This window comes from Arthrobacter pityocampae (assembly GCF_002927275.1).
Taxonomy (GTDB): Bacteria; Actinomycetota; Actinomycetes; order Actinomycetales; family Micrococcaceae; genus Arthrobacter_D; species Arthrobacter_D pityocampae.
This window is the reverse complement of sequence record NZ_PRKW01000004.1, coordinates 464,229-481,530: the sequence shown is the minus strand read 5'-3', so window position 1 is coordinate 481,530 and position 17,302 is coordinate 464,229. Positions and strand designations below refer to the sequence as shown.

The following is a 17,302-nucleotide window of genomic DNA, read 5'->3' as shown; positions in this document are numbered from 1 at the left end:
CGGGCGGGTGCCGACTCGGACTGGACTACTAAGCAAGCTTATGGTGCAGTTGACGGAGACGCATAGCCGATAGAGCGCCCCGCACCGTCTGCGGGGCCGGACCGGAGGTACCCGTGAGCAGCAACAGCAGGGTGGGGGCAGAGCCCCGAAGCGCAGCGGGGCAGAAGGCCCAGAACGCACCCGACCCGAACGATCCCCGCAAGCCGGACGATCCGAAGGACGTCAAGAAGCCGGCCTGGAAGTACGTCTTCAAGCGCTCCGTCAACGAGTTCGGCAAGGACCAGTGCACCGACCTCGCCGCCGCGCTGACGTACTACGCCGTCCTCGCGATCTTCCCCGGCATCCTCGCCCTGATGTCCCTCCTCGGCCTCTTCGGGCAGGCGCAGGCCACCACCGACCAGGTCATGGGGATCATCGGGCAGTTCGCGCCCAAAGAGGCCGTCGACACCATCAAGCCCACCATCGAGAACCTGGCGTCGAACCAGGCCGCCGGCCTGACGTTCGTCATCGGTCTCCTGGGCGCCATCTGGTCGGCCTCCGGCTACGTGAACGCGTTCTCCCGCGCCATGAACCGTGTCTACGAGGTCGAGGAGGGCCGGGGCTTCATCAAGCTCCGCCCCCAGATGCTCCTTATCACCATCATCGTCCTCCTCCTGATCGTCGCCATGGGCCTGATGCTCGTGCTGTCCGGTCCCGTGGCCGAGGCCGTGGGCAACGCGATCGGCCTCGGGAGCACCGCGGTGCTCGTCTGGAACATCGCCAAGTGGCCCGTCATGGTCCTCTTCGCCGTCCTGATGATCGCCGTGCTGTACTACGGGTCCCCGAACATCAAGCAGCCCAAGTTCCGCTGGATGAGCCTCGGCGGGTTCATCGCCCTGCTCGTCCTGGCGATCACCACGGCCGGGTTCTCCCTCTATGTCTCCAACTTCGGCAACTACAACGCGACCTACGGCGCCATCGCCGGCGTGATCGTGCTCCTGCTGTGGCTCTGGCTGGCGAACATCTCGCTCCTGTTCGGTGTCGAGTTCGACGCCGAGATGGAGCGTGGCCGCCAGCTGCAGGGCGGGATCGAGGCGGAGGAGACCATCCAGCTTCCTCCGCGCGACACCAAGGCTGCCGAGAAGAAGAGCGAGAAGCACCTCAAGCTCGTCAACGAGGGCCGCGAACTCCGCGAGAAGTACGGGCGCGAATCCGCCCAGCGGTAGTCCGCCTGCTGTACCCGCAGAAGGCCTGGTCGTGCCCACGACCGGGCCTTCCGCCTGTTCGCGGTCCTAGACTGGCGGCATGACCGACACCCAGCAGACCGAACCGTCCGAGCACAGCACCAAGGGGGCGTACGTGACCTCCGGCGCCGAATTCACCCGCGACACCCAGTACATCGAGACGCGGATCACGCGCGACGGCGCCGACGGGTTCCCCGTGGAGGCGGGTCGGTACCGCCTCGTCGCAGCACGCGCCTGCCCGTGGGCGAACCGCGCCATCATCGTCCGGAGGCTCCTCGGGCTGGAGGACGCCATCTCGCTGGGCACCCCGGGGCCCACGCACGACAGCAGGTCCTGGACGTTCGACCTGGATCCGGACGGCCGGGACCCGGTGCTCGGCATCGAGCGCCTCCAGGAGGCCTTCTTCAAGAGGGATCCGCACTACTCCCGCGGCATCACCGTGCCGGCCATCGTGGACACCACCACCGGCGCGGTGGTGACGAACAACTTCCCGCAGATCACCCTGGACTTCTCCGGCGAGTGGCAGGAGTTCCACCGCGACGGTGCTCCGGATCTCTACCCGGAGCACCTCCGCGAGGAGATCGACACCGTGAACCGGCGGGTCTTCACGGAGGTCAACAACGGGGTGTACCGCTGCGGGTTCGCGGGATCGCAGGACGCCTACGACGCCGCCTACGACCGCCTCTTCACCGCCCTGGACTGGCTCGAGGAGCGGCTCGCGGGTCAGCGCTTCCTCGTGGGTGACACCATCACCGAGGCGGATGTCCGTCTGTTCACCACGCTGGTCCGCTTCGACCCCGTCTACCACGGCCACTTCAAGTGCAACCGCAACAAGCTGACCGAGATGCCCGCGCTCTGGGCCTATGCACGCGACCTCTTCCAGACACCCGGCTTCGGGGACACCATCGACTTCGAGCAGATCAAACAGCACTACTACATCGTCCACGAGGACATCAACCCCACGGGGATCGTGCCCAAGGGCCCGGATCTCGCCGGCTGGACCACCGCCCACGGCCGAGAGGCCCTCGGCGGGCGGCCCTTCGGCGACGGCACACCGCCGGCCGCCGCCTGACGGGAGTGGCCTGCCGCGGCAGGCCCCTCCCGGGCTATTAGGGAACAAACGCGTTTCCTAATGCCCTGGAGCATAGGTTAGCCTTACTTCAGACCGATCGTCCGGCTGAGGGAGGCACATGGCAGTCCAGGCCTCCCTCCCGCGTCAGGCCCCTGCCGCCTTCCACCGGTCCACCCGTGGACAGACCCTCGGGAAGCTGCTGCTCACGACCCTGATCCTCGGCCTCGCCTGCCTCGCCTCCCTCACCATCGGTGCCCGCCCCGTCAGCATCCCGACCATGCTCGAGGCCGTGACGGCTTTCGACGCGGCGAACGGGGACCACGCCGTCGTCCTCTCCCGCGTCCCCCGCACCGTCGTCGGGCTGCTCGTCGGTGCGGCACTGGCCACCGCGGGCGCCGCGCTGCAGGGGATCGCCCGCAACCCGCTGGCCGATCCCGGCATCCTCGGCATCAACGCCGGCGCATCCCTCGCCGTCGTCGTCGGCATCTACCTGTTCGGACTCAGCAGTGCCTCCAGCTACCTCTGGTTCGCCTTCGCCGGCGCGGGAGCCGCCGCCGTTGCCGTCTACGCCGTGGCGAGCCTCGGGCGGGACGGCGCGACGCCGGTGAAGCTCGCGCTTGCCGGCGCGGCCCTGGCCGCCGGACTCGGGAGCCTCACGAGCGCCGTCCTCGTGTCCAGCCAGGAGACCCTGGACGCCTTCCGGTTCTGGCAGGTCGGCACGCTCGCCGGCCGGGGCTGGGACGTCATCGGTGCTGTGGCCCCGTTCCTCGCTGTCGGGCTCGTGCTGACCCTGGTCACGGGCCGGGTCCTCAACTCCCTGGCGCTGGGCGACGACGTGGCGCGCGGCCTGGGGCAGAACGTCCCCCTCGCGCGCGCCGTCACCGCCGTCGGCGTCGTCCTGCTGTGCGGGTCGGCCGTGGCCGCCGCAGGGCCGATCGCCTTCGTGGGACTCGTCATCCCGCACCTGGTGCGGCTCCTCGTGGGCTCCGACTACCGCTGGATCCTGCCCTTCTCCGCACTGCTGGGGCCCGTCCTGCTCCTCGGGGCGGACATCGTGGGGCGGGTCGTCCTGCCGCCGAGCGAGGTGCAGGTGGGCATCATGACCGCCGTCCTCGGGGCTCCCGTCTTCATCTGGCTCGTCCGCCGGCGCCGGATGGCGGAGCTGTGAGCGTTCCCGTGGACACCGCGCCCGCCCGGAGGCGGCCGGCGGACCGCCCGGCTGCGGGCCTCGCCGCCTCCCGGGCCCGCCGCCGCCGGAGCACGGGCACGCGGCTGGCCGCGGTGGCCGGCGTCGTCGTGGTGCTGTTCGCCGTGAACGTCCTGCTCGGCACCTACACGGTCACCGTCCCGGACTTCTTCCGTATCCTCGCAGGCGCCGACATCCCGGGTGCCGGCTTCATCGTGCTCGAGAACAAGCTGCCCCGCGCGGTGATCGGGCTCCTCATCGGGATCGCCTTCGGGATCGCGGGGGCCGTGTTCCAGACCCTGCTCCAGAACCCGCTCGCCAGCCCCGACATCATCGGCATCAGCTACGGCGCGAGCGCGGCGGCCGTGACCGCGATCGTCCTCTTCGGGGCCGCCGGCGTCGCGGTGTCCTTCTCGGCCCTCGTGGGCGGGATGGTGGTCGCAGCGGCCATCTACCTGATCTCCCGCCGCGGCGGTGTGGCGGGCTACCGGCTGATCCTCGTCGGCATCGGCTTCGCGGCCCTCATGCACGCGTTGGTGAGCTTCCTCATCACCCGCACCGATCTCCGCACGGCGTCGGCCGCGGTGCTCTGGCTCAACGGTTCGCTGAACTCGAGCACCTGGGACCGCGCGACGGTCCTCGCCGCGAGCCTGGCCGTCCTGCTGCCGGCCGCCGCGGTCCTCGCCCGAAGCCTGCAGGGCCTCGCACTGGGCGACGACGCCGCCGCGGGCCTCGGTCTCCGCGTCGAGGCCGCGCGCCTCGGACTCATGATCACCGGGGTGGCCCTCGCCGCCGTCGCGACCGCCGCGGCCGGGCCCGTCGCCGCCGTCGCCTTCCTGTCCGGGCCGATCGCCCGCCGGCTGCTCGGCAACCGGCCGTCGCTGGCCATGGCAGCCCTCGTGGGTGCGGTGATCGTGCTCGGCGCCGACTTCGTGGCGGCCAATCTCGTCCCGGGCACGTCGCTGCCCGTCGGGGTCGTCACCGGTGCGCTCGGCGCGCCGTTCCTGCTGTGGCTGCTCGCCACGGCGAACCGATCAGGCCGGGGAGGCTGACCATGGCAGGATCCGGACGTACGACCGCGGCGGCCACGCTGTCCGCCGAGGACCTCACCCTGGCCTACGACGACCGCACCGTCGTCGACGGCCTCGACGTGGTACTGCCCGCGGGGAAGGTGACGGTGATCGTCGGCGCCAACGCGTGCGGCAAGTCCACGCTGCTGCGGGGGCTGGCGCGCCTCCTCAAGCCGACCGGGGGCACCGTGCTCCTCAACGGCACGGACATCGCCAAGCAGTCCACGAAGGCCGTCGCCCGCGTCCTCGGCCTCCTCCCGCAGACCCCGCTCGCACCCGACGGCATCAGCGTCGCCGACCTCGTGGGACGCGGCAGGTACCCGCACCAGGGCTGGTTCCGCCAGTGGACGCCGGACGACGACGACGCCGTCGCCGGCGCGCTCGAGGCCACCGGCACCCTGGCGCTCGCCGACCGGTCCGTGGACGAGCTCAGCGGCGGGCAGCGCCAGCGCGTCTGGATCGCGATGGCCCTCGCCCAGCAGACCGACATCCTGCTGCTCGACGAACCGACCACGTTCCTCGACGTCACCCACCAGATCGAGGTCCTCGACCTCATCACGGATCTCAACCGGCGCTCCGGGACCACCGTGGTCATGGTGCTGCACGATCTCAATCTCGCTGCCCGCTACGCCGACCACTTGATCGCCATGCGGGACGGCAGGATCGTCGCCGGCGGAGCGCCGTCGGACGTGGTGACCGAGGAGACCGTCGCCGGCGTGTTCGACCTCGAGTGCCGTGTCATCACCGACCCGGTATCGGGGACCCCGATGGTCGTCCCGATCGGACGGCACCACGGCCCGCAGACATCCCTCACCCCCCTGGAGGCAGCATCATGACCGACGTGACCCAGCGCAGTGTGCGGCGCACCGCCGCGGACACCGAGCCGATGGTGCGGGCGTTCGACGTCGTCGTCACGGCCGTGCAGGACCTCACACCCACCTTCCGCCGCATCACCCTCGGCGGGGCGTGCCTGGCGCGGTTCGGCGTGGCGGGTGAGACCCTCGACCTGCGGATCAAGATCGTCATCCCCTCCGCCGGCCGCGAATGCCCGGACATCGCGGCGATGATGAGCAGCGGCGACGCCGCGGGCTGGTACCAGCGGTGGCTCGGCCTGGACGCCGCGGAGCGCGGATCCATGCGCACCTACACCGTGCGGGAGTCGCGCTGCGGCGGCCCCCGCCCCGAGATCGACGTCGACTTCGTGCTGCACCTGGATGCCCAGGGCCGGGGCGGTCCCGCAGCGGAATGGGCTGCGGCGGCGCGGCCCGGCGACAAGGTCTGCATCATCGGGCCCAACGCCGCCGCCGCCCAGTGCCGGACGGCGGGCGCCTACGGCGGGATCGAGTGGAGCCCCGGCCTCGCGCAGCACGTGCTCCTCGCCGGCGACGAGACCGCCGTGCCGGCCATCAGCGCCATCCTCGAGGCACTCCCGGAGGACATCGGCGGCCATGCCTTCCTCGAGGTGCCGGACCAGCAGGACATCCGGCCCCTCCGGACGCGGTCCTCGGTGCAGGTGACGTGGCTGGCCCGCGACGGCCGGCCGCACGGAGAGCAGCTGGAGGGTGCGGTCCGGGATGCGGTACGTGTTCCCGGGTGGGTCTCCCTCTCCGGCCGGGCCGCGGCGAGCGGCGGGAGCGAGCCGGAGGACGTGGACGTCGACAGGACCATCCTCTGGGAGACGCCGCAGCGGCTGGAGCCGGCCGTGGTGCTGTCCTCGGTCAACCCGGATCGGCCATCGGGCACGCAGCCGTTCTACGCCTGGATCGCGGGCGAGGCCGCCGTGGTGCGCAGCCTGCGCCGCTACCTCGTGCGCGACGTCGGCGTCGACCGGAAGCAGGTGGCGTTCATGGGCTACTGGCGCAAGGGGCGCACGGAACTGGGCTGACCTGGGAATCGACACGGCGCCTAACAGCCGACCGGGATATCCACAAGCGAATAACGAACGTGTCACGTCGAGCAGGCTGCCCTACCGTTGATGGGTGAAAGTCGGCGTCACCGGGTGCGGGACCATGCCCGTCGGCGAACCGATTCGCCTGCCTGCGACAGGGTCGACCCCCGTTCGACCCCGACCCTCGATGTCGCGGGCGTCCTGGAAGAGGTAAGCAGTTGACCCAGACGGCGACGTCCTGGCGCCATCGCCACCCGGAGACCCGTTCGCTCCCTCAGCACCCTGCACCGCACGGTTCCGCGCCCCTGCCCAGCCGCCGGAGCATCCGCCGACGGGATGCCGGATCCGGCAGACGGCAGCGCGCCGGACGCCGGACCCCCCTCGGGCGGCTGCGGGACAACGCGGCCCTGCTGGGCGCGGTGCTCGCCTCGGCCGGACTGGTCATGGGGGCCGTCGTACCCTCGACGACGCCGGACACACCGGGCGGCGCCATGGCCGCCGGCATCGCCCCGACACCCACGCCCGAAGCGGCCGTCACGGCGTCCGACCCCGCCGTCACGGCGCCCGCGGAGGCCTCGGTCGGCTTCGACCTCGAAAGCACGGGCCCCGCCGTGGACGGTATCGCGCCGGAGGTCGCGCGCGCCCGGGCGCTCTCCGGGCCGTTACCACCGGCGCTCGCGGAGCGCCGGGCGTTCGGCAGCCCCGTGGAGGATCCGGACGTGTCCTCGCGCTTCGGCTACCGCGTCGATCCGCTCGACGAGTACCGATCCGACCTCCACACGGGCCAGGACTACGCGAGTGCGTGCGGCACCCCCGTCCGGGCGGCCGACGCCGGGACGGTCGTCGACTCCGGCTGGCACGCGTACGGCGGAGGCCTCCGCATCGTGGTGGACCATGGCTCCGGCCTCACGACCACCTACAACCACCTCAGTACCCTCGACGTTCCGGTGGGGACGGCCGTACACCGCGGACAGACCGTCGGCGCCGTCGGCAGCACCGGCGCCTCGACCGGCTGCCACCTGCACTTCGAGGTCCTGATCGACGACGAGAAGGTGGACCCGCAGCCCTGGCTCTAGCGTCGGAGGCCGGCACCCCGGCCCCGGTCCCGTCAGGGCAGGGGCTCGCTCACGACGGCGGGATCCTTGTAGCCCAGCGGCATCCTCAGGCGCAGGGAATCGGGCTTGACCTCGAACGCCATGTGGGTCGCCTTGCCGAGGGGATCGCCGTCGAGCTGCACCTCCAGCGGTTCGCGCAGGGTGATCTCCGCGGTGCGGCACTGGAAGTACTCGAGCGAGGAGTCCTTGCCCTTTCCGCGTGCGAAGAGCTTGCCCACGACGGCGAGCCAGCCGAGCTTCCCCTTCGGGGCGACCGTCATCAGGTCCATCAGGCCGTCGTCGATCTTCGCGCCGGGGAAGATCTCCAGGCCGCCCATGATCTTGCCGCAGTTGCCGCCCATCACGCTGCGCAGGCGACGCTCGAAGGGCTTGCCGCCGTCCACCGAGATGGTGGTCCGGGTCGGCTTGCCGGGGAGGTTCCTGATCCCGGCGTCCACGTAGGCGAGCCAGCCCACCTTGTCCTTCAGGTCGTCGCGGGTGTCGGACATGATGGCGGCGTCGTAGCCGATACCGGCCATGACCAGGAAGACATGGGCGTCCTGCGCCCGGTCCACGGTCACGTGCACGACGTCGATGGTGCGCTCGGTCCCGCGGAACGCGGCCTCGACGGCGGCGTCCGGATCGTCGACGGCGATGTCGAGGTTGCGGGCCAGGAGGTTGCCGGTGCCCAGCGGCACGAGGGCCATCAAGGCGTCGGTGCCGGCGAGTTCCTCGGCGACACACCGCACGGTGCCGTCGCCGCCCGCCGCGATGACCAGGTCCACGCCGGCCTCGAGCGCCTGCCGGGCCTGCCCGTGCCCCGGGTCGTCCGCCGTCGTCTCGATGACCAGCGGGTCGTCCCAGCCGTCCTCGGCCGAGATGCGCTTCACCGCGGCCTCGACGTCCACCGTGGTGATCTTGATGGGGTTGACGATGAGCGCGGCGCGACGACGTCCCGATCCGGTGTCGGCGAGCGGCCCGGGGGCCGCTTCCAGTGTTGCTTCGGTGGGCATGGTGTCCTTCGGGCAGGAGGGAGGGGTGGCTGCGTCGAGTTTATCCCGGGGTGGTGGTTGCCGGGGGTACTGTGTGGGCGTGACCTATACCCAGCGATATGTGGCCCTTGGCGATTCCTTCACCGAAGGGGTGGGCGACTGGGATCCGGCGTCGCCCAACGGCGTCCGGGGGTGGGCGGACCGCGTCGCGGAGCAGTTGGTCCTCGCCGACGGGTCCTGGGGCTACGCGAACCTCGCCATCCGCGGCAAGAAGATGCGGCAGATCCTCGACGAGCAGGTGGACGCCGCCCTGGCCCTCGAACCGACGCTCGTGACCGTGTACGCCGGGGCCAACGACCTCCTGCGGCCGCGCGTCGACATCGATCTCCTCATGTCCGGGTACGACGACGGCGTGGGCCGGCTCCGCGCGGCGGGAGCCGCCGTCGTGCTCTTCACCGGATTCGACGCCTCGGGCTCCGCTGTCTTCGGGAAGACCCGCGGCAGGACCGCCGTCTACAACGAGTGGGTGCGGGAGATCGCCGACCGCCATGAGGCCACGATCGTGGACTACTGGCGCCTGCGCGAGTTCCGGGACTGGGGCTACTGGGACGTCGACCGCATGCACATGTCCGTCGCCGGGCACACGCTCATGGCCGCGCGCGTACTCGAGGCACTGAAGGCGTCCCACCGGATCGACCTCCCCGAACTCGAGACCCGCCCCGCCCTGAACCGGGTCGGCCAGCTGCGGGCGGATGCGCAGTGGGCGCGGGAGTACCTGACGCCATGGGTGGGCAGGCGGCTGCGGGGCGTCTCGTCCGGCGACGACCTCGCGCCGAAGTACCCGGCGCTGGGCCGGCCGCACCGCGCGTCGGTCAGCGCCTGAGGCCCGCGGCGGGCACGGGGCGCGCCGCGCCCGCAACTCCGCCCGGTCCGGGGCGCACGCCACCGGCCGCCGGAGTCCCCGTGCCAGAATGAGGGCATGGCGGCGCACTGGCTCACATCCGACGAGCGGCGGGCCTGGCTGGCCCTCTACGCGCTGACCTCCCTGCTCCCGGCGCACCTCGACGCCCACCTCTTCCGCGAGGCGCGGATCACCCTGTTCGACTACCACGTCCTGGCGATGCTCTCCGAGGCGGACGGCGCGACCCTGCCCATGAGCGAGCTCGCGGGCCGGTCCACGGCGTCCCTCTCCCGGCTCAGCCATGTGGTCAAGAAGCTCGAGGGCCGCGGCTGGGTGGCGCGGCTGCCGTCGTCGTCCGACGGGCGCGTGACCACGGCGTCCCTCACCGCCGCCGGGCTCGAGATGCTCACCGGACTCGCGGTGTCCCACGTGGCGCAGGTGCGCTCCACCGTCTTCGACGCCCTCGACGGGAAGGACGTCGCGGACCTGGAGCGGGTGGGTCGCAAGATCCTCCAGCGGATGGACAGCGCGCACTGGATCCTCGCCGACGGTGACGCCCCGGGGGCGGCAGGGGCGGCCGGGGCGGCGGTGCAGGGACGCGCCCAGCAGGACCTGTAGGACCTGCAGGACACGATGCCGACATACCACTCCACGACACGACAGGACGGCCCATGGACCAGCAGACGACGGCACGACATCAGCCGCGCATCCTCGCCATCGTCCTCGCCGGCGGCGCCGGCGGGCGCCTCGGGGCGCTCACCGACCACCGGGCGAAGCCCGTCATGCCCGTCGGCGGCAGTTTCCGGCTGATCGACATCCCGCTGTCCAACCTGCACCACAGCGGCATCTCCGACGTCTGGGTCATGGAGCAGTACCAGCCGAAGACCATCAACGACCATCTCCGCAACGGCCGGCCCTGGGACCTCGACCGCACCCGCGGCGGGCTGCTGGTGCTGCCCCCGTTCAGCGGTGGAGCGGGGGAGGGGTTCGCCGAAGGCAATGCGGACGGGCTGCTCCGGCAGGCCGACTCCATCCGCGACTTCGCGCCGGACCTCGTCCTCGTCCTCAGTTCGGACCACCTCTACCGCCTCGACTACCGCGACGTCGTCGCCACGCACCTCGACCGTGGGGCGGATCTCACCCTGGTCACCGTGGACTTCGACGGCGACGCCTCCGCCCACGGCGTCGTCGACGTGGACGACGACGGACGGGTGACCGACTTCGCCTACAAGCCGGAGGACCCGCGGACGAGCATCGTCACGACGGAGATCTTCCTGTACACGGCCGAGACCCTCCTGGACGCACTCGAGCAACTGGGGGACACCCGCGACGACCTGGGCGACTACGGACACCACCTCGTGCCGCACCTCGTGGAGCAGGGGTCCGTCGTCGAGCACCGGCTCCACGGCTACTGGCGGGACCTCGGGACGCCCGCCAATTACCTCCGAGCCCACCTGGATCTCGTGGACGGCGAGGGCCTGGACCTCTCGGACCCGACCTGGCCCATCCTCACCGAACCCCCGGAGCTGGTGCCGGCGTTCATCGGCGACGCCGCCGTCGTCACGAGCTCGCTGATCGCCCCCGGTGCACGGGTCCACGGCACCGTTCGCCGGAGCGTCGTCGGCGCCGGGGCGACCGTCGAGCCCGGGGCGGTCGTGGAGGGTTCCGTCCTGCTGAACCGGGTGCGGATCACCTCCGGGGCGGTCGTCCGGAACGCGATCGTGGACTCGGGCGCCGTCGTCGACGGGGAGCGCGTCGGCGACGGCCCGGACGCGCCCGCCATCGTCGGACGGGACGGGTTGATCGACGACTGACCCGTTTTGGCCACGCCCGAACCTGCCGGTAGGATGGTAAGGCGTTTGGCTGTGGCTGATGAGGCCCGTCCACGGACGGGGAAAATTTGCCCAGCAACCCGCGACTACCTAGAATCGAAGGCTGTGCCGGCCGCAAGGCCGTGCTCCGCCCGAACTTCACCGTCTTCCCCGCGGCGAGGCGCTTCGGCAGGTTCTCACCCTGCCAGGTCAACCTCCGGAAAGCTGCAGTAATAGCGGTGTCATTACTGGTGGCGGGACCCCGACAAGTGATTCCGTCACGTTCATCTAATCTGGAGGAGAGTTATGGCAGCCCACTGCCAAGTGACCGGAGCCGAGCCCGGCTTTGGACACAGCATTTCGCACTCGCACCGCCGTAACAAGCGCCGGTTCGACCCCAACATTCAGAAGAAGCGCTACTACGTGCCTTCCCTGCGCCGCAACGTGACGCTGCAGGTCTCGGCCCGCGGCATCAAGACCATCGACGTGCGCGGCATCGACGCGGTCGTCGCGTCCATCCTCGCGAGAGGAGTGAAGCTCTAATGGCGAAGGACAAGGACGTACGTCCGATCATCAAGCTGAAGTCCACCGCAGGGACGGGCTACACCTACGTGACGCGCAAGAACCGTCGTAACGATCCGGACCGCATGGTCCTGATGAAGTACGACCCCAAGATCCGCAAGCACGTCGAATTCCGAGAGGAGCGCTAAACCATGGCCAAGAAGTCAAAGATTGCTCGCAACGAGCAGCGCAAGGTCATTGTCGAGCGCTACGCGGCCAAGCGCCTCGAGCTCAAGAAGACCCTCGTCGACGAGAACGCCACCGACGAGGCTCGCGAAGCCGCACGCCTCGGCCTGCAGAAGCTTCCCCGCAACGCGTCGCCGGTGCGCCTGCGCAACCGCGACCAGATCGACGGCCGCCCCCGCGGCACGCTCCAGAAGTTCGGTATCTCGCGTGTCCGCTTCCGCGACATGGCGCACCGGGGCGAGCTGCCCGGCGTGACCAAGTCGAGCTGGTAACCGACACCCGGGGCGCCACGCCCCGTTGCACCACCCGCCGCCCCGCGCGGTAACCGAAGAAGCCGTCACCCCCGGGTGGCGGCTTCTTCGCGTCGGCCTCCCGATCGGGGGCCGGCGGCCGTGAACAACGCCGAAACGCCCGTGTTTTCCACCGCAAAACCGCGTGAACACGCGGGTCGTGGCCTCCAAGCTGGTAAGTTTTCGCACAGAGGCTTTTCGAATACCGCGAAAAGCTCTTCCAGAAGACTGACGTCCAGGAGGACAAAATTGGCTAAGAACCGTAGTGAACTTGTTGCAGAGGTAGCGGCGAAGGCTGACACCAGCCAGGCCGCAGTCAACAGCGTCCTCGATGCGCTGTTCGACGTCTTCTCCGAGTCCATCGCCAAGGACGAGAAGATCACCATCCCCGGATGGCTCGCCGTCGAGCGCACCAGCCGCGCGGCCCGCACGGGACGCAACCCCCAGACCGGCGAGACCATCCAGATCGCCGCCGGCCACAGCGTCAAGCTGACCGCCGGCTCGAAGCTGAAGGCTTCCGCCAAGTAGTTCCAGCACCGACGCCAGGGGACCGCTGCCGTCGGGCAGCGGTCCCCTGGCGTTATCTGGCCCCTTCCGCGGCGGCACGTGTGTCCGGAGATTGGCCCTATTTCTACTCGGGGTAGAGAATGGTGTACGTGCCCACCACTGTGAAGCAACCCCGGGAGACCACCGCCTCTTCCCCCGAGCGTGCCGTCGGAACCGGCTGGCTCATCCTGGCGGGCGTCGTCGTCCTCGGAGCCCTCGTGGTCGCCCTGTTCTACACGGGGGCAGCCGCCGCACGGCAGCTCGGAGATCCTGGCGCCCTCACCCGATGGGGTCTGCCCGTCGCCAAGGTGCTCAACAACACGGCGGCCGCGGCGACCATCGGGGCCCTCGTCTTCGCCGTCGTCATGCTCCCGCGCCGGGTCGGCCCGCCGGGCCGGAAGCCCGCGGCGACCGCCGCCGAGCACCCCGCCTTCACGCGGGTGATGCTGCTCGCCGCCGTGTCCGCCGTCGCCTGGACGCTCGGCGCGCTCGGCGTCATGATCTTCACCTACTCGGACGCGGCGGGACTGCCGCTCAGCACCGATCCCACCTACACGCAGGGGCTCGCCGCGTTCCTCACCGACTTCTCCACGGGGCGCGCCTGGCTGGTGACGTCCATCGTCGCGGCCGTCCTGGCGACCCTCCTGTTCGGGGTGCGATCGCCGGCCGGCCTCGCGCTGACGCTGGTGCTCGCCCTCCTGAACCTGCTGCCCATGGCCCTGATCGGCCACTCCGCCAGCGGGAACGACCACAACGCCGCGGTCAACTCCATCGCCCTGCACCTGGTCGGCGTCTGCCTGTGGGTCGGCGGCATCATCGCCCTCGCCGTCGTGGGCGGCACGCTCGGCGGGCAGACCCTCCCCGTCCTCAAGCGCTTCTCCGCCCTGGCCGGGTTCGCGTTCATCCTGGTGGTCGCCTCCGGTGTGGTGAATGCCAGCCTCCGGATCTCCGATCTCGGACAGCTCAGCTCCCCGTGGGGGCTCCTCGTCGTGTTCAAGACCATCGCCACCATCCTGCTCGGCGGGATCGGCTGGATGCACCGGCAGTGGATCATCCCGCAGCTCGAGGCCCCGGCCGGAACCACCGCGTCGCGGATGTCCGCTCGTCGCGTCCTGTGGCAGCTCATCGCCGTGGAACTCCTCATCATGAGCGCCGTGCTGGGCGTGGCCGGAGCCCTCGGGCGCACGGCGCCGCCCCGGTCCGAGGAACTGCCGACCGAGGCCGGTCCGGCGCGGATCCTGACGGGGTACGACCTCCCGCCCGAGCCCACCCTGTCCCGCTGGTTCACGGAGTGGCGGTTCGACTGGCTGTGGATCGCGGTGGCGCTGACCTTCGCCGTCGCGTACGTCCTGGGCGTCGTGAAGCTGCACCGGCGCGGTGACTCCTGGTCCCCGCTGAAGCTCGTCAGCTGGCTGGTGGGCCTCGTACTCCTCACCTACTTCACGTCCGGTGCCCCCGCCATCTACGGCATGGTGCTCTTCAGTGCGCACATGGTGGACCACATGGCCCTGACGATGGTGGTCCCGCTGTTCCTCGTCCTCGGCGCGCCCGTCACCCTGGCGCTCAAGGCGCTCAGCGCCCGCCGGGACGGCACCCGCGGCATCCGCGAATGGATCCTCGTGATCGTGCACTCCCTGCCGTCGAGGATCATCACCCACCCGCTCTTCGCCGCCGGCAACTTCGTGGCGTCCATCATCGTCTTCTACTACTCGCCGCTGTTCGGCTTCGCGCTGCGTGAGCACGTGGGCCACGAGCTGATGATCACCCACTTCCTGATCACCGGCTACATCTTCGTCCTGTCCATGATCGGCTCGGACCCCGTCCCGTACCGTGCGCCATACCCCATGCGGCTGCTGCTCCTGTTCGCGACCATGGCGTTCCACGCCTTCTTCGGCGTGAGCCTCATGGGCTCCACGTCGCTGCTCCAGGCGTCCTGGTTCGGCACCATGGGCCGCGAGTGGGGCCCGTCAGCCCTCGCCGACCAGCAGGTTGGCGGCGCCGTGACATGGGGCGTGGGGGAGATCCCCACGCTGCTGCTCGCGATCGGCGTCGCGATCGTGTGGTCGCGCTCTGACGCGCGGGAGACGAAGCGCAAGGACCGTGCGGCGGACCGGAACAACGACGCCGACCTCGCGGCATACAACAGCATGTTCGCGGACTTCGCCGCGCGCGACGCCGGCACCGACCGTCAAGGGCGGCCGACCACGCCGCGCGGGACCACCACCGCGGGGGACGAGGACCCGGTCCAGCGCGGGTAGGCCCTCTCCTGTCCGTCCCGACCGGGACACGCGAGGGGCGACGTCGGCGGCCCAGGCATATTGTGGGGCCCTCCCGTGTTGTCGCCAGTGCTGCCGGTTCCGGGTACCCCTTCGGAACGCGCCGCGCACCCGGTGACGGCGTGCGGCGTCCGGTTGGCATCCACGCACGCCGCTACGGGAGAATTCATCGCATGACTATCGCCTCCACCCGCACCGCCTACCGCGTCCGCGCCTCCGAACTGACGGGGCGCGGTTGGCTGAACACGGGAGGCAAGGACCTGTCCCTGGAGGACTTCCGGGGCAAGATCCTGATCCTCGACTTCTGGACCTTCTGCTGCATCAACTGCCTGCACGTCCTGGACGAGCTCCGCCCGCTCGAGGAGCAGCACTCGGACGTGCTGGTGACGGTCGGCGTGCACTCGCCGAAGTTCGAGCACGAGGCGGACCCCGACGCCCTGGCCGCCGCCGTCGAGCGCTACGACATCCACCACCCCGTCCTCGACGACCCCGAGCTGACCACGTGGCAGGCCTACACGGCCCGCGCGTGGCCGACGCTCGTCGTCATCGACCCTGAGGGCTACATCGTGGCGCACCTCTCCGGCGAGGGCCACGCCGCCGGCCTCACGTCCCTCGTCGACGAGCTCGTCGCCGAGCACGAGGCCAAGGGGACACTGCACCGCGGCGACGGCCCGTACGTCCCCGCGCCGAGCACCGCGGGGGACCTCAAGTTCCCGGGCAAGCTTCTCGCGCTGCCCGCGACGGGCACCTTCCTCGCCGGTGACACCGGCCACCACCGGCTCGTGGAGCTCGAGGCGGACCTCGTCACGGTGCGCCGCACCATCGGCTCCGGCACGAAGGGCTTCCGCGACGGCGGAGCCGATGAGGCCCAGTTCAACGAGCCGCAGGGCCTCGCCCTGCTGCCCGGCGCGCTCGCCGCGGAGGTCGGGTACGACGTCGTCGTCGCCGACTCCGTGAACCACCGCCTGCGCGGCGTGGACCTCGCCACGGGCGCGGTGCGCACGCTCGCCGGTAACGGCACCCAGCGACTGCTCGACGCCGCCAACCACAGCCGGACCGGGCTGCAGGAGGATGCCTTCGACGTGGCGGCGGAGAGCGAGGCGCCGCGCCTCACCGAGACGGAGCTCGGCACCGACGCGCTGAACGTGTCCCTGTCCTCGCCGTGGGACGTGCTCCACTCGACGGTCCTGGACCGCGTGGTCGTCGCCATGGCCGGCACACACCAGATCTTCACCTACGACCCCCGCACCCACGCCGTCGACATCCTCGCCGGCACCGGCCTGGAGGGGCTGCTCGACGGCGACGCGACGGCCGCGTGGTTCGCCCAGTCCTCCGGCCTCGCGGAGGACGCCAACGGCAGCATCTGGATCGCCGACTCGGAGACCTCGTCCGTGCGGATCCTGTCCTTCCTCGAGGTCAACGGTCGCAACCGCGTACAGGTGCAGACCGCCGTCGGGACCGGCCTGTTCGACTTCGGCTTCCGGGACGGCGACGCCGGGCAGGCGCGCCTGCAGCACCCGCTCGGGGTCACCGCGCTGCCGGACGGCTCCATCGCCATCGCCGACACCTACAACGGGGCCGTCCGCCGGTACGACCCCGCGACCCGCCAGGTCTCCACCCTGCTCCGCGGTCTGTCCGAGCCCTCCGACGTCCTCGTGGACCTGACGCCCGTCGCCGACGGCGGGGACCCCCTGCTGATCGTCGTCGAGACCAACCGGCACCAGCTGGTCCGCGTCCCGCTGCCCAAGGAAGCGCTCGCCGTCGACGAGGGTGCCTCGCAGACCCAGCGGCCCACCACGCCCATGGCCGCAGGCCCGGTGGGGCTCACCGTGCGCTTCACCGCGCCGACCGGCCAGAAGCTCGACGACCGCTGGGGTGACCCCACGCAGCTGAAGATCAGCGCGTCGCCGGAATCGCTCCTCGTCTCGGGCGGCGGCACGTCCACGGGCCTGACCCGCGAGCTGGTGCTGTCCCCGGAGGCCGGCGGAGGGGTCCTGCACATCACCGCCCGCGCGGCATCCTGCGACGGCGAGCCGGGCGGCGAGATCCCCGACCACGCCGCGTGCCACCTGTACCAGCAGGACTGGGGGATCCCGGTCACGGTCGCGGACGACGGCGACACGAGTCTCACCCTGGACCTGAGGGGCCTCGACTGACCGTCCGCCGGGGCGTGCCGCCGCGGCGGGCGGCCAGGCCCGCGGCGGCG

The 17,302-nt window shown here is 70.8% G+C and carries 17 protein-coding genes; 16 read left to right on the top strand and 1 reads right to left on the bottom strand.

Annotation, left to right across the window (positions count from 1 at the left end):
- Positions 1 to 113: 113 nt before the first annotated feature.
- The 7 genes from C4K88_RS11210 (at position 114) to C4K88_RS11180 (ending at position 7,515) form a co-directional block, all read left to right on the top strand.
- Complete coding sequence (locus tag C4K88_RS11210; RefSeq protein ID WP_241521844.1) at positions 114 to 1,205, top strand: YihY/virulence factor BrkB family protein; 1,092 nt, start codon at positions 114 to 116, stop codon at positions 1,203 to 1,205.
- 79 nt (positions 1,206 to 1,284) lie between these two features.
- Entirely contained in the window at positions 1,285 to 2,295 is a 1,011-nt protein-coding gene (locus C4K88_RS11205) for a glutathione S-transferase family protein (RefSeq protein WP_104121683.1), read from the top strand.
- A gap of 118 nt (positions 2,296 to 2,413) precedes the next feature.
- Entirely contained in the window at positions 2,414 to 3,463 is a 1,050-nt protein-coding gene (locus C4K88_RS11200) for a FecCD family ABC transporter permease (protein ID WP_104121682.1), read from the top strand.
- 104 nt (positions 3,464 to 3,567) lie between these two features.
- Positions 3,568 to 4,533 (top strand): FecCD family ABC transporter permease, encoded by a 966-nt coding sequence (locus C4K88_RS11195; protein WP_241521871.1) that lies wholly within the window; start codon positions 3,568 to 3,570, stop codon positions 4,531 to 4,533.
- A 2-nt stretch (positions 4,534 to 4,535) separates the two neighbouring features.
- Complete coding sequence (locus tag C4K88_RS11190; protein ID WP_104121681.1) at positions 4,536 to 5,387, top strand: ABC transporter ATP-binding protein; 852 nt, start codon at positions 4,536 to 4,538, stop codon at positions 5,385 to 5,387.
- Positions 5,384 to 6,436, top strand: coding sequence for a siderophore-interacting protein (locus tag C4K88_RS11185; protein WP_241521843.1), 1,053 nt, complete (start codon positions 5,384 to 5,386; stop codon positions 6,434 to 6,436). Before C4K88_RS11190 ends, C4K88_RS11185 begins: the two co-directional genes overlap by 4 nt.
- A 221-nt stretch (positions 6,437 to 6,657) precedes the next feature.
- Positions 6,658 to 7,515, top strand: coding sequence for a M23 family metallopeptidase (locus tag C4K88_RS11180; RefSeq protein WP_104121680.1), 858 nt, complete (start codon positions 6,658 to 6,660; stop codon positions 7,513 to 7,515).
- A gap of 32 nt (positions 7,516 to 7,547) precedes the next feature.
- On the opposite strand, the gene C4K88_RS11175 is transcribed toward C4K88_RS11180, so the two are convergent.
- A complete protein-coding gene (locus tag C4K88_RS11175; protein ID WP_104121679.1) occupies positions 7,548 to 8,546 on the bottom strand; it encodes a diacylglycerol/lipid kinase family protein in 999 nt (332 codons plus the stop codon).
- 79 nt (positions 8,547 to 8,625) lie between these two features.
- Here C4K88_RS11175 and C4K88_RS11170 point away from each other — a divergent pair, with 79 nt between their 5' ends.
- The 9 genes from C4K88_RS11170 to C4K88_RS11130 all read left to right on the top strand — a co-directional run bounded on the left by C4K88_RS11170 (position 8,626) and on the right by C4K88_RS11130 (position 17,252).
- Entirely contained in the window at positions 8,626 to 9,408 is a 783-nt protein-coding gene (locus C4K88_RS11170) for an SGNH/GDSL hydrolase family protein (RefSeq protein WP_104121767.1), read from the top strand.
- A gap of 96 nt (positions 9,409 to 9,504) precedes the next feature.
- Positions 9,505 to 10,044 (top strand): MarR family winged helix-turn-helix transcriptional regulator, encoded by a 540-nt coding sequence (locus C4K88_RS11165; protein ID WP_104121678.1) that lies wholly within the window; start codon positions 9,505 to 9,507, stop codon positions 10,042 to 10,044.
- A 53-nt stretch (positions 10,045 to 10,097) separates the two neighbouring features.
- Positions 10,098 to 11,240 (top strand): glucose-1-phosphate adenylyltransferase family protein, encoded by a 1,143-nt coding sequence (locus C4K88_RS11160; protein ID WP_104121677.1) that lies wholly within the window; start codon positions 10,098 to 10,100, stop codon positions 11,238 to 11,240.
- A 303-nt stretch (positions 11,241 to 11,543) separates the two neighbouring features.
- Positions 11,544 to 11,780: a 50S ribosomal protein L28 gene (rpmB, locus tag C4K88_RS11155; protein WP_043441573.1), complete on the top strand. Its 237-nt coding sequence runs from the start codon at positions 11,544 to 11,546 to the stop codon at positions 11,778 to 11,780.
- Positions 11,780 to 11,947 carry a 50S ribosomal protein L33 gene (rpmG, locus tag C4K88_RS11150; protein ID WP_019481734.1) on the top strand — a complete coding sequence of 56 codons (168 nt, stop codon included), beginning with the start codon at positions 11,780 to 11,782 and terminating at the stop codon, positions 11,945 to 11,947. Before rpmB ends, rpmG begins: the two co-directional genes overlap by 1 nt.
- A gap of 3 nt (positions 11,948 to 11,950) precedes the next feature.
- A complete protein-coding gene (rpsN, locus tag C4K88_RS11145; protein ID WP_026545363.1) occupies positions 11,951 to 12,256 on the top strand; it encodes a 30S ribosomal protein S14 in 306 nt (101 codons plus the stop codon).
- A gap of 267 nt (positions 12,257 to 12,523) precedes the next feature.
- A complete protein-coding gene (locus C4K88_RS11140; RefSeq protein WP_043441577.1) occupies positions 12,524 to 12,802 on the top strand; it encodes an HU family DNA-binding protein in 279 nt (92 codons plus the stop codon).
- A gap of 128 nt (positions 12,803 to 12,930) precedes the next feature.
- Complete coding sequence (locus tag C4K88_RS11135) at positions 12,931 to 15,078, top strand: bifunctional copper resistance protein CopD/cytochrome c oxidase assembly protein (protein ID WP_167399024.1); 2,148 nt, start codon at positions 12,931 to 12,933, stop codon at positions 15,076 to 15,078.
- Between the two features lie 191 nt (positions 15,079 to 15,269).
- Positions 15,270 to 17,252 (top strand): NHL domain-containing thioredoxin family protein, encoded by a 1,983-nt coding sequence (locus tag C4K88_RS11130; RefSeq protein WP_104121675.1) that lies wholly within the window; start codon positions 15,270 to 15,272, stop codon positions 17,250 to 17,252.
- The last annotated feature ends 50 nt before the right edge of the window (positions 17,253 to 17,302 follow it).